General features: G+C 62.6%; 8 protein-coding genes. 5 read left to right on the forward strand and 3 right to left on the reverse strand.

All coding sequences use genetic code 11. The features are described from left to right. Positions 1 to 5: 5 nt before the first annotated feature. Positions 6 to 413, forward strand: a complete 408-nt coding sequence (locus tag EV660_RS02620) for a hypothetical protein (protein WP_134013852.1) — start codon at positions 6 to 8, stop codon at positions 411 to 413. Between the two features lie 71 nt (positions 414 to 484). Further along, on the forward strand, positions 485 to 2,293 hold the full coding sequence (locus EV660_RS02625) for an ABC transporter ATP-binding protein (protein WP_071481515.1): 1,809 nt from the start codon (positions 485 to 487) through the stop codon (positions 2,291 to 2,293). On the opposite strand, the gene EV660_RS02630 is transcribed toward EV660_RS02625, so the two are convergent. Beyond that, positions 2,275 to 3,747 (reverse strand): Y-family DNA polymerase, encoded by a 1,473-nt coding sequence (locus EV660_RS02630; RefSeq protein ID WP_071481514.1) that lies wholly within the window; start codon positions 3,745 to 3,747, stop codon positions 2,275 to 2,277. The genes EV660_RS02625 and EV660_RS02630 overlap by 19 nt on opposite strands. Before the next feature lie 127 nt (positions 3,748 to 3,874). Between EV660_RS02630 and EV660_RS02635 the strand changes: the two genes are divergently transcribed. The 3 genes from EV660_RS02635 to EV660_RS02645 all read left to right on the forward strand — a co-directional run bounded on the left by EV660_RS02635 (position 3,875) and on the right by EV660_RS02645 (position 7,790). Then, complete coding sequence (locus EV660_RS02635) at positions 3,875 to 4,834, forward strand: acetyl-CoA carboxylase carboxyltransferase subunit alpha (protein ID WP_071481513.1); 960 nt, start codon at positions 3,875 to 3,877, stop codon at positions 4,832 to 4,834. Positions 4,835 to 5,207: 373 nt separating this feature from the next. After that, entirely contained in the window at positions 5,208 to 6,569 is a 1,362-nt protein-coding gene (locus tag EV660_RS02640; RefSeq protein WP_071481511.1) for a DUF1800 domain-containing protein, read from the forward strand. 9 nt (positions 6,570 to 6,578) lie between these two features. Further along, positions 6,579 to 7,790, forward strand: a complete 1,212-nt coding sequence (locus tag EV660_RS02645) for a DUF1501 domain-containing protein (RefSeq protein ID WP_071481510.1) — start codon at positions 6,579 to 6,581, stop codon at positions 7,788 to 7,790. On the opposite strand, the gene EV660_RS02650 is transcribed toward EV660_RS02645, so the two are convergent. Both EV660_RS02650 and EV660_RS02655 read right to left on the reverse strand, forming a co-directional pair. Then, on the reverse strand, positions 7,785 to 11,186 hold the full coding sequence (locus tag EV660_RS02650; protein ID WP_071481509.1) for an ATP-binding protein: 3,402 nt from the start codon (positions 11,184 to 11,186) through the stop codon (positions 7,785 to 7,787). The two genes, EV660_RS02645 and EV660_RS02650, sit on opposite strands and share 6 nt — an antisense overlap. Further along, positions 11,186 to 12,400 carry a metallophosphoesterase family protein gene (locus tag EV660_RS02655; RefSeq protein ID WP_100319195.1) on the reverse strand — a complete coding sequence of 405 codons (1,215 nt, stop codon included), beginning with the start codon at positions 12,398 to 12,400 and terminating at the stop codon, positions 11,186 to 11,188. The genes EV660_RS02650 and EV660_RS02655 overlap by 1 nt, the downstream gene beginning before the upstream one ends. Between the last annotated feature and the right edge of the window lie 123 nt (positions 12,401 to 12,523).

Raw genomic sequence — 12,523 nt, forward strand, 5'->3', positions numbered from 1 at the left:
TTCGCATGTCTGACAATGCATTGAAACGTCTTGCCCCCGCGCTTGCGCTGGCTTTGATCGCTGTCACTTCGGCAAACGGGGTGCAGGCAAGATCACCTTCGCTTGCGCAATATGCCTGCATGGCGCGCGATCTGCCTGCCATTCGGGCCTCTAACCTGCCTGTGGCACAGATTTGTGCGCTTCATGCGGCCTCTGGGCAGGTCAGGGCGGGGCGCAACAATAGCGCGCAGGTGCGTCAGGATGGGGACAATAACCGCGCGGAAATCCATCAGCGGGGCAGCGGCCATAGTGCCAATCTGGTGCAGGAAGGCGGCAATAACAGTCAGATGATCTTTCAGTTCGGGCGCGATACGCAGGCGAATGTCCATCAGACAGGGGGGCAATCCGGCGTGCTGATCCAGTTTGGCTGGTAGATGGCAGGGCTTTTCCCCAAGCGGCAAAGGCGTTATGGCCTGTTGTAATGCAACAGCAGGATTAACCGATCGTGTCAAACCGCCTAGAGTCCAAACGCAAAGCCCGCGCGCGCGCTGATGCTGCTGTCGTGCGCTGGATATGGACCAGCTTCGTTCGTAACAGGCTGCATTTTCTTGGCATTGCCGTGTTTTTCATGGTGATAGAGGCCGCAACGCTGGGGGCGTTCAGTTATCTTATCCAGCCCATGTTTGACGATGTTTTCATCGCCGGTAACCAAGGGCAAATCGTCTTTATCGCTGTGGCGCTTGCGTTGGTTTTTTTCGCACGCGGACTGGCGCGACTGGCGCATCAGTCCGTTATCACCTGGCAATCCGAGGCGGCGACCGCAGATCTGCAAACCATGCTTTTGGCGCATCTGACCAAACTGGATCAGGGCTTTTTCATGCTGAATGCACCGGGCATTCTGATTGAACGGGTGCGCGGCGATTCCGCGGCCCTACGCAAGGTGTTCGGGTCCCTGATCACCGGTTTGGGGCGTGATGGTGCCAGTGTGATCGTGCTGTTCGGGGTTGCGCTATGGACAGATTGGCAATGGACATTGATTGCATTGCTGGGCCTTCCGCTGCTGGGCCTGCCATTGCTGGCGATCCAGCGCATGATCCGGCGGCGCAGTACCGAATCGCGCCTTGCGGCGGCTGAAAGTTCCAACCGGCTGAACGAGGCATTTCACGGCATCGCGACCTTGCAACTGACCGGATCCGAGGCGCGCGAGGTTGGGCGCTTCGCCAAGATCAAGCGCAATTTCGTACGCAAGGCCACGCGGGCGGCCATCGGAAAATCGGCCGTGCCGACGCTGATGGATTTCGGGGCCGCGATCGGGTTGGCGCTGGTGCTGATATATGGCGGATCGCAGATCATTGAAGGTACGCGCACTGTCGGGCAGTTCATGTCGTTTTTCACGGCATTGGGCCTGTTGTTTGACCCCTTGCGCCGGATTACTGCTCTGACCGCAGAATGGCAGAGTATTATTGCCTCGCTTGAACGCACATATGCGCTGTTGCAGGTGCAGTCCAAGGTAACCAACCCGCCGCCACCGCACTTGCCTGTGCCGGATCGCAACCATGCCTCGGTCGAGTTGCGCAATGTCCGCTTTTCCTATGACACAGAGCCTGTTCTGAACGATCTGTCCTTCTTCGCGCCGGCGGGCAAGACTACGGCGATCGTCGGGCCCTCCGGGGCGGGCAAGACGACTGTCTTCGGCCTTCTGACACGGCTTGCCGATGTCGATTCAGGCGAGGTTCTGATCGGCGGGCAGGATGTGCGGAGGATGGATCTGGCCGCCCTGCGCAAACTGTTCGCAGTGGTCAGTCAGGATACGGCCCTGTTTAACGAAACGATCCGTGACAATATCGTGATGGGGGTGAAAGGCGTCTCTGACGCGGCTTTGCAATCTGCGCTCAACGCGGCCCATGTCGATGATTTCCTGCCGCTTCTGTCAAACGGCGTAGAGACATTGGCCGGGCCGCGCGGGTCCAGCCTTTCGGGGGGGCAGCGCCAGCGCGTTGCCATCGCGCGCGCCTTGCTGCGCGATGCGCCGATCCTGCTGCTGGATGAAGCGACCAGCGCGCTGGATGCGAAATCCGAAGCCTTTGTGCAAGATGCGCTGGATCGTCTGGCGGCAGGGCGCACAACGCTGGTGATCGCGCATCGCCTGTCGACAGTGCGCAATGCGGACCAGATCGTGGTCATGGATCGCGGGCGCGTGGTCGAGCAGGGCAGTCATGATGCGTTGCTCGACAAAGGGGGCGCTTATGCGCGGCTCTATGCGTTGCAATTCGGCGAGCAGGATCAAGAACAGGATCAGGCGAATTCGCCCTGAACATACCAGCCATCGCGCTGGGGGGTGTGATACATCCATAACCGTGCGCCCCGGTCTGTTTGCACCCGCCAGTAATCGCGCAGGCCTGTGCGCCAGGCCGGGTCATCCAGCCACCATTCCGGGCTGATCCGCTCTGGTCCAGTGGCCGCGACACGTTCCCACCACAGCCCTCGCCACTTGAACCGGCGCGGCACTGCGCGCCCGGTGGCGGCAATCTGTTCGGGTTGAAAGATTGTCAGTGGGCGGGGCGGGGCCGTGTTGTGCCAGTCGCGCGCGGGCGTGCTATAGGCGGCAGGCGCAATGCTGAAGGCCTTTTCGGGGATATTGCTGTCTGCTGGCAGATAGCGCAGCACATGTTCAAACCCCACACGATTGCACAGCCGCGTCAGCAGGTCATCCAGATCATCCTGTACCTTCGCGCCGGTGATGGTGATCTGCTGGACTGGCAGCGCATCGACGGCAATCGCACTCAGGCGCATCCGCTCTATGCCGAAACCGGCATCCATCCCTTCTAGCGCGCGGGTGAATAACTGGGTCATGGGCGCAGGTTCGCGCATCGGGCGCGCCAGCCCGATTTCCAGCTGAATAGTCTGCCCATCCACGCGCGAAAGTTCCAGCAATAACCGCCGCGCGCCCATTTCGGCTTGGCGCAGATGGTCGCACAGCCGGTCCAGCAACCGGTCCAGCCCGGCCTGAATGTCGCCCATAAGGCCGATTGGTTCGGGCAGCGACAGCCGCACGGCAAAAACCGGCTGCTCCGGGGCAGGGGCTATGGGTTCTGGTACATTGCCAAGTGCCTGATCCAGCCGCAGCAACGGGGCCGTGCCGAAGCGGCGCACCAGACCTGCGCGCGGCACTTGCGTCAGGTCGCGGATAATACGCAGGCCAAGCCGCTCCAACCCTTCCAGCGTGCTGGCATCCAGCCGCAGCGCGGCCAGCGGCAAGGGCATCAGCCGGGGCACTATTGCCCCCTGTGGCACAATGCCACCCTGCCCATATCGCCCGATTGCCCAAGCCGCGCCGGGCGTATCAGCAATGGCGGCGCGGCTTTCAAATCCCATCCGCGCAAGGCGGGTGGTCAGATCGTCCAGCAGCGCAGCCTCTCCGCCGATCAGATGCGCTGCCCCGGTGATGTCGAGCATAAGCCCCTCGGCGCCCTCAACCGCGACCCAGGGGCAATAGCGCGTGGCCCAGCGGCGCAGGGCATCCATTGCCTGGCGCTCGCCAATCGGGTCGGCTGCGCGTGTCAGCAAGTCGGGGACCAATGCGCGCGCATCCGCCAGCCCCATACCGCGCCGCAGCCCGCGCGCCATCGCTTCCCTGTTCAGGCAGATCAGCCGGTCCGCGCCGCGTTCCTTGGCCGTCAATGCGAAGCAGCCTGTGGCAGGCTGGCGGCGCAGCGACAGGCTGGATGCGAATCGGGGTAACCAGAGCGACAGGATACGGCGGGGCATGGCACATCATTTGTTCACTTTGTGTTCCAATTAATCCGCATGGCTGGCTGAGTCGAGTCTGCGCCTTCCAGATTGCAAATTCCTGCGCGCTGCCGCATAACCGCGCGAAACCGCGCCGGAGGCCCCGATGAATTATCTTGAATTTGAAAAACCATTGGCCGAAATCGAAGGCAAGGCCGCCGAATTGCGCGCCTTGAGCGTGGCCAACCCGGATATGGATGTCGAACGCGAAGCGGCTGCCCTTGATGTGAAGGGGCAAAAACTGCTGGTTGACCTGTACCGCAACCTGACGCCGTGGCGCAAATGTCAGGTCGCGCGCCATCCCGACCGGCCCCATTGCCGCGACTATATCGAGGCGCTGTTTGACGAATTCACCCCCCTTGCCGGTGATCGCGGCTTTGCCGAAGATGAGGCTGTGATCGGGGGGCTTGGACGGCTGAAAGATCGCGCTGTGGTCGTTCTGGGGCAGGAAAAGGGCCATGACACGCAATCACGCCTGCGGCGTAATTTCGGCATGGCGCGGCCAGAGGGGTATCGCAAGGCTATCCGGCTGATGGATCTGGCGGATCGCTTTGGTTTGCCTGTGGTTACACTGGTTGACACGCCCGGCGCGTATCCGGGCAAAGGGGCTGAGGAGCGCGGACAGGCGGAAGCGATTGCGCGCTGCACGCAGAAATGCCTGTCGCTGGGGGTACCGCTGGTGTCGGTCATTATCGGCGAGGGCGGATCGGGCGGGGCCGTGGCCTTTGCCACTGCCAACCGCATCGCCATGCTGGAACATTCGGTCTATTCCGTCATCTCGCCCGAGGGCTGCGCTTCGATCCTGTGGAAAGATGCCGAAAAGATGCGCGAAGCCGCCGAAGCGCTGCGCCTGACGGCGCAAGACCTCAAGAAGCTTGATGTCATCGACCGGATCATCCCCGAGCCGCTGGGCGGTGCGCAGCGCGATCGCGCGGCCATGATCAAGGCTGTGGGCGCTGCGATCAGGGCCATGCTCAAGGAACTCGACGGCAAGAAACCAGAAGAGTTGCGCCAGCACCGCCGGCAGAAATTCCTTGATATGGGTTCTAAAGGGTTGGCGGCTTAGCCGCGCAGCGTCGGGCCGCGGTGCGGCGATCCACGATTGGATCTGTAGCACTTTATGCCAGACAAATCCGCGCAAGATCAGATCTGTGCGCTGGTGGCAGTCCAATCGCCGTGCCGTGGGGGCGGCCCGCCGATGCGCGGCGGCGCTTTGCGCCTTGATTCCGCGCTGCTGAGCGCCAGCTTGATCCCGCTTACAAAGCCATCACAATGTCGCAGTCCAGATGAAAACCTCTCCGCGCACAGAAGCAGAGGCGATTCGTCACAACGGGCACAGGAAGAGCCGCCCGCCGCCGCGTCGCTTCGCTGTTCAAACGTGATTTGCACTGCGCAGCCTGACATGTCACGATCACAGCATTAATGGCAGGCCAGATGTAATGATTTCAGAACATACGCTTGCGGCCATCCGTTTCGGGGCCGGATTGGGAGGCGGGCATAGTTCAGCGCTGGATGGTGCAGCTCTGTTAGACAGTTTGCACCCGGAACTTTCATCACCCGATCATGCCGCAACCAGTTGGGACATCAGACGCGCCCGCGCGCTGGAACGGCGTATGATCAATCGCGCGCTGCGCGAGGATCAGGACCCAGCCCTGTCCGCCCGCCTGCAAGAGATCAACCGCAAGGATCGTGACGAAAGTTTTGCCGAATTGCGCGCCATGATGGCGCGGCTGGCCTATGCCCCCACTGGCTTTGCCGAACGTCTGTTGCGGTTCTGGGCCAATCATTTTGCCGCCCAGCGGCGCGGTGGGGTCATGCGCGCAGGGCGTCCCGCGCTGATCGAAGAGGCGCTCCGGCCCAATATCACCGGCTCTTTTCAATCGCTGCTGCGCGCGGCGGTGCTGCACCCTGTCATGTTGGTCTATCTGGATCAGACAGTGTCAGTCGGTCCCTTCAGCCGGGTGGGGCGCAGGCGCGGGCGTGGCCTGAACGAGAATATGGCCCGCGAAGTGCTGGAACTGCATACACTGGGCAGTGCAGGTGGGTATACGCAATCCGATGTCACAGAATTTGCCCGGCTTCTGACAGGACTGTCCGTCTCGCTGGAAAAAGGGTTCACCTTCGAGCCGCGCATCGCAGAGCCGGGACTTATCGAAATCTTTGGCAAACGCTATGGCGGCAGGCCCATGACGCTGGGCCATATCACCGAATTTCTGGATGATCTGGCGCTGCGACCGGAAACGGCGCAGCATCTGGCCAGCAAGCTGGCGCGCCATTTCATCAGTGACACCCCTGACCCGCAACTTGTGGCGCATATGGCGGCCAGTTATCTGCATGGCAGCGGTAATCTGATGGCGCTGTATCGCGCGATGCTGGAACATCCGGCGGCATGGGACGCGCCTTTGTCAAAGGCCCGCGCGCCCTTCGAGGTGATGGCCGCATCCATCCGCGCGTTGAACCTGCCCCGCGAGATGTTGAGCGAGATGTCCACCCGCGAGACCCGTGTTTTTTTTGCGCGTCCGCTGGAAGCAATGGGAGAGCCGTTTGACCAGGTGCCAAGCCCCGCAGGCTATGGCGAAGATGCTGCCTATTGGGTCACCCCGCAGGGGCTGGCGGCACGGATCGACTGGGCCATGGCGCTGGCGCAGCGCGTGCCCGCAGCGCCGGACCCGCGCGACTTCGTCGATATCGCGATGGCCGATGCGGCCAGCGACACGCTGCGCCGCGCCGCCAGCGGGGCCGAGACGCGCGTTCAAGGTGTCGGGCTGATCCTGTCCGCCCCGGAATTCAACCGCAGGTAAGGGGCAAGAATGAGACATAGACCCGACCGCCGTGCTTTCCTCTCGCGCAGCCTTGCGCTGGGCTGTTCGCTTGCAGCAAGCCCGCTGATCACCCCCATTGCCCTTGCGGGCGGGCCGGGTGACAACCGCCTTGTTGTCATCATTTTGCGCGGCGCAATGGATGGTCTGGACCTGTTGCGCCCAGTGGGTGACCCGCATCTGGCCGCCCTGCGTCCGCATGTGTTTGGCGCGCCCGCCGATGTACCGGGGCTGGCGCTGGATAATTTCTTTGCTCTGCACCCCGCGCTGGACGGGCTGCTGCCGCTGTGGCAGGCGGGCGAGCTGGCTTTTGTGCCCGCCACTTCAACCCCTTACCGCGACCGGCGCAGCCATTTTGACGGGCAGGATCACCTTGAAGCGGGAACCGCCGGTCAATTGCCGCCCGCGCTGTCGCGCGATGGCTGGCTGAACCGCTTGCTGACGCTGCTGCCGGGGGCGGATGCACGCACGGCCTTTGCGGTTGGGCGCGAACGCATGCTGATCCTTGAAGGCACCGCGCCCATGACCCAATGGGAACCCGGAACTGACCTGAGCCTTAGCCCGCAAAGCCGCCTGCTATTGTCCCACCTGTTTCAGGCCGACCCACTCTTTGCACAGGCGGGCCAGACCGCGTTGGATATGACGGGTGCAACACTGGCTGAGCTTCCAGACGATGAGATGGGCAGCATGATGGCACAGACCAGCGCAGGCGATGCGGACGGTCTGGCCGCCTATATCGCCCGGCAAATGCTGGGTGAAACGCGGATTGCCAGCTTTTCCCTGTCGGGGTGGGATACGCATCACGCCCAACCCCGCGCGATCCTGCCCGCACTTGCGCGGTTGCAATCGGCAATCCTGACACTGCGCGCGGGGCTGGGGCCGGTCTGGGGCAAGACAACTGTTCTGGCGATGACTGAATTCGGGCGGACATTGCGTGAAAATGGCTCTCGTGGGACGGATCATGGCACAGGCGGTGCGATGCTGCTGGCAGGTGGCGCGATCCGGGGCGGTCGTATGATCGGGGGCTGGCCGGGGCTGGCAGAGGCTGACATGTATGCGGGCCGCGACCTGATGCCGCTGCGCGATATCCGCGCCTATTCGGCCTGGGCCATGCGTGACCTGTTCGGGTTGCGCGCCTCCGATGTCGCGCAGGTAGTGTTTCCCGCGCTGGATATGGGCGAGTCGCCGGGATTGCTGCTATAGCGCGGTCAGGTCATGCAACTGCACATCGCCACAAGCCCGCTGCGCAATCTCGCACAGATGGGCGTGATGCGTCAGATAGATCACCTGCCCATGCTGCGCCATCTGCGCCAGCATCCTGAAGGCCGCTTCGGCGCGCGTGTCATCAAATGTTTCCATGATGTCATCAGCGATGAAGGGAACGCTGGGGCGCGTGGTGGCAAGTTCCAGATAGCCCGCGGCCCGCAACGCCAGATATAGCTGAAACCGCGTGCCTTTGGACAAGGTATCCACCGGTTTGCCTGCGCCATTCGCATGTTGTGCGATCAGAACCTCGCCCCGCCCGTCGGGTTGGGTGGAAAGCCCGGTATAGCGACCGGCGGTAAGCATGGCGAAAGCATCTGCCGCGCGTCCCATCATGGCAGAACGATGCGTGTCCCGATAAAGCCGCAGCGCCTGTTCCACGGCAATCACGCCTGCCTGTCGCGCCATGAATTGGGCAGCCTCATCCTTGATCTGCAACAGTAGCGTCTGGCGCTCTGCATCCAGCCGCGCTGCCGCGCCGTCATGACCGGTGCTTTCCATCGCTTTCTCTGCCTGGGCCAGTTCGGCATAGGCTGTGCGCAGCGCCTCGTCCTGTGCGTCCAGCGTGGCGGCCAGTGTTGCAGCTTCGGCATTGGCCAGATCCGGGTCGAGCGCCGCCAGCCGCGCGATTTCTGGCGCCGGATCGGTGACGCGCAGATGCGCTGCCAGATCGTGGCGCAGTGCGGAAATTTCCTCAGCCAACTCCTGCGCGCGGTTGATGGCCTCGATCTGCTGTGCAATCTGGGCAAGTGAATCTGTGCCGAAATGCGCTTGTAATGGGGCGATGGCGCTGGCAAGCCGTGCTTGACGCTGGGCCAGATCATCCAGCCGGTTTTGCGCGCGCGCAGCTTCCGCCTGCAACCGTGCGCGGGTGGCCTCGGTTTCCTGTGCCTGCTTCAACCGCTGGCGCAGCTTCGGCCACAAGACCATGACATCGGGCGCAGGGTCTTCGTTCAAGTGCTGTGCAATCTGTGACAGTTCGGCATGAAAGCTGTTGATATCCTCTTCAATGCGGGCAATCCGGCGGTTCAGCGTTTCTGCCTGTGGGGCAAGTGCTGACAAATCTGTGACCACCGCCAGATGAGCACGCATCTCGGCTGGTGTGGGTGCAGGGGTGCCGATCCAGCTTGTGGCACACAGCTTGTCCCATTCGGCTTGCCATGCCTCACGTTCGGCTTGGGCCTTGTTCAAGGCGGCTTGACGCGCTTCAAGCTCGCGCCGCAATCGCGCCGCCTGCCGCATCCCTTCCGCTGCCGCAAGAACCGCCTCTGCCTCGGCCAGAAGGGTTGCATAATCTGCCTCCCGCATCTCTCGGCCCAAGCCCTTCAGTGCAGCGCAAAGCGCTATTCCAGCCTCACGCAACCTGTCTTGCAAGGCGTGTTGTGCCGCTTGTGCTGCCTGCAAGGCGGCATCGGCGTCAAGGGCCTTGTCGCGACGTGCCAGCCAGTCGATCAGGTCTGCAATGCTGCGGCTATCCTCCGTGACCCCAAGCCTGCCCCATAGCGCGCGTACGCCGTCCTGCATTCGGGTAACTTGCTGATCTGCGGCTTTGCAGTGCTGTTCCGCCAGTGCAAGGGCGGCCTGTTCCTGTTGCAGCACCGCCAGCCGTTCTGCCACGCGCGCCTGTTCCAGTTGTGCGGCCCCAAGCGCATCATCCGCGCGCATTGCGGCTTCGAACGCCTTTGCACTGGTTTTGGTCATGGTCGCCAGATGCTTTTGCCATGCAGCATCGCGGGCTGCGCGTGTTGCAGCCGCATCCCCCGCGCTGACGGGGTCCGCGCGGCCAAGCTCTGCCTCCAGCCGCGCGACGACAGCTTGCAATCGGGTCAAGTCTGCCCGCGCATCCCGCGCGTCGCGCATGGCCTGCGTCAAGGCGCTGTCCTGCGCGCGCAGGCTGTCAGGGCAAGGCAGGTCCAACGCGGCGAGCTGCGCGGCATCGCCGTGCCACGGGACAAGCGCTGCAAGGGTACGTTCAAGGCCGCCCTTTGCGGTTTCCAATGCTGCGGCAGCATCGGCCTTGGCGCGCGAAAGGTCAGCGCGGCGCAACTCCTCAACCAGCGGGGCAAGGCGCGCAAGGGCGGTTTCGTCAAGCGGGGCCTCATTATGCAAGGCTTGCATCCCTGCTTGGGCCTTGTCCAACTCTGTCTGTGCGGTTTTTTCGGCATTAAGCAGAACAGCATGCGTTTCAATCAGGTCCGACAGGCGCTGGCTGACATTCGGGGCGAGAACCGCCTGTGCGGCGGTCACATCGGGTCGCTCCAGCCGGTCTGCAAGCCGTGTCATTCGTGCGTGCAACTCTGCCAGTTCATCACGTCGTTTCGGCAAGTCGGCTTGCTGACGCGAGATGGCACCGAATTGCCCTTCGAGGATGTCCAGTCGTGGAAGAACCGCCAAAGCTGCCGGATCATCCTTCAATTGCGCCAATGCGCGCGCGGCTTCGGCCTTGGCCTGTGTGATCTCTGGCAGCAGGGCGGCAAGCTCTGCCTCTTCGCGCATCCAGTCGGGCAAGTCCTTGCGCCAGTCTGCGGGAAGCGGTTGCGCAGCGGGCAGATCTGCCAGACGCGCTTGCAGTTTTTGCATCCGCGCCAGCATTGGGGCTGCATCCAGATCTCGGCGCAACAGTTCTAGTTTTGCTTGTGTCTGCGACCTGCGCGCGGCGGCATCGCGATACCCGGCCTCGGCCTGCGCATGTGCCTGTGTCAGTTTGCGCCATGCGCTGACCTGCAAATCAACCGCTTTGCGCTGTGCCGTTAGGTCATTCAGCCGTGTTTTCAACTCGGCAAGCCGGTGTTTGCGCCCCGCTGGCTTGAACCATTTGGCCCCCTCTTCATGCAGCGCGCGCAAGGCCTCGCTCAGCTCTGTCAGCCCGGCACTGGCCGAGAACAGCAACTGCCCCAAATCACCCTTGCTGTCCAGAATACTCTCACCGCCTGTTTCCAACGTGTCGTCATCGAGCGAGAACATTGTGGTATAGGCATCGCGGTCCAACCCGCCAAGCGCTGCGCCCAGACTGGCCTCTGCCAAGGGCGCCTCGGTCGCGGCATCCAGCAATGTATTCGTGCTGCCCTTCAGCCGCGCGATGGACAGCGTGCCACCTGAGTGGGATATTTCGCCCTCAATGCGCAAGCTGCGGTTGTCGTGAAGGAAATTATAGGATGTCCGTGTCGGTATTCCGAACAGCAGGTCCAGCCATGCCGAAAACAGCGTGGATTTGCCTGCCTCGTTCGGCCCATAGACCACATGCAGATCAGACGTTCCGGCAGATGGACGCGCGAACACCACTGAGGTGTCGGTGAAATGCCCGTAGCGCACCAGCCCCAGCCTGTCGATCCGCATCAGCCTTGCCCCCGCAACCGCTCTAGTACTTCGGACAGGCCGGTTTGCATGGTGGCAAGGTCAAGGTCCGAAACTGCATCGCGTGCCTCTGGGGGCAAGGCGGCTTCGAGATCGCGCCGCAAGCCCTCCAGCGCCTGCGCATAGGCATCACTGGGGCGAATATCGCTCTCAATCAGCCCGGCGAGCGCCCCAAGCGCGCCAGCGACTGGTGCGCGCGCGCCCAGATCGAGAACCAGCTTTTCGACCCAGACCCCGCCCAGATTTTTCGCCATCTCCTGTGCTTCGGCCTGTGCAAGATCGCGGTCGCGCAGCAGGCGCGGTGCCAGTGGTGTGTCACCTTGCAGACGCAAGCGCGCGACAAGATGCGGGCATGGCAGGCGCGCCGTGTCCAGCGCCTGTTCCATAGCGCCTTGCAGGTCGCGCCATTCCTCAACCCCGGTCAGATCAACCTTGACCTGCGCAAAGCCCGCGACAGATACGATGCGCGGCTCAAGCGATATTTGCCCCGCATCATCCACCTGCACCAGTGTCACACTGCCCGCGCCCGGCTCGCCTATGTCGCGGCCCTGTGGAATACCGGGCATGACGACACAGGTTTGGCCCGGATATTCGGCGCGTTTGTGAATATGGCCAAGCGCCCAATAGTCAAACCCGCTAGCCTGAAGGTCGGACAGGGCGCAGGGTGCGTAAGGGTCGTGCCCTGCCGCCCCGTTGAGCGAGGTATGCATCAGCCCGATATTCAACGCATCGGGTTCGGGGGGGCGGTATTTTGGCAGCAGGCTTTCGGGTGCGTGCGGGTCGCGGAAGCTTAGCCCGTGAATCGCGATCCGGGTGGTGCCATGCGAGAGGGTTTCCACCCCGGCCCTGCCATCGAAAACATGAGTGTTTGGTGGCGGGGTCAATTCACGGCTGATCTGTGACATAGCGTCGTGATTGCCCCGAATGATGAAGGCGCGAATGCCCGCAGCGTCCAACCGTGCGAGTTCTGCCGCCAGAAATCGCGCGGTTTTCATGCTGGTCTGACTGCCGTCATATAGATCACCGGCGATCAGCAGCGCGTTCACGCGTTCGGACAGGCACAGGTCGATGATATTGCGCAAGGTGCTGCGAGAGGCATCCGCGATCAGTTCCGCCAGATCAGGGTCGCGCAGCGCAAGGCTGCGCAGCGGGCTGTCAAGATGCAGATCAGCAGTGTGAATGAAGCGGAATGCCATGACGCGACTGTGCAACGCACAGGCGAGGGCCGCAAGGGGTATGCTGCACGCTCTGGCCGTGCCCAATATGGCTGTACGGTTGCCTGAAAGCGGCAGCTTGGCGGGACAAAGGAGACATAGAGG

Origin of the sequence: Roseinatronobacter bogoriensis DSM 18756, from assembly GCF_004366635.1 — a bacterium.
Classification (GTDB): domain Bacteria; phylum Pseudomonadota; class Alphaproteobacteria; order Rhodobacterales; family Rhodobacteraceae; genus Roseinatronobacter; species Roseinatronobacter bogoriensis.

Bases quoted from the DNA above. Each gene is read 5' to 3' on its own strand.
- EV660_RS02620 (WP_134013852.1), top strand. From the start codon at position 6: ATGTCTGACAATGCATTGAAACGTCTTGCCCCCGCGCTTGCGCTGGCT.
- EV660_RS02630 (WP_071481514.1), bottom strand. From the start codon at position 3,747: ATGCCCCGCCGTATCCTGTCGCTCTGGTTACCCCGATTCGCATCCAGC.
- EV660_RS02635 (WP_071481513.1), top strand. From the start codon at position 3,875: ATGAATTATCTTGAATTTGAAAAACCATTGGCCGAAATCGAAGGCAAG.
- EV660_RS02640 (WP_071481511.1), top strand. From the start codon at position 5,208: ATGATTTCAGAACATACGCTTGCGGCCATCCGTTTCGGGGCCGGATTG.
- EV660_RS02645 (WP_071481510.1), top strand. From the start codon at position 6,579: ATGAGACATAGACCCGACCGCCGTGCTTTCCTCTCGCGCAGCCTTGCG.
- EV660_RS02650 (WP_071481509.1), bottom strand. From the start codon at position 11,186: ATGCGGATCGACAGGCTGGGGCTGGTGCGCTACGGGCATTTCACCGAC.
- EV660_RS02655 (WP_100319195.1), bottom strand. From the start codon at position 12,400: ATGGCATTCCGCTTCATTCACACTGCTGATCTGCATCTTGACAGCCCG.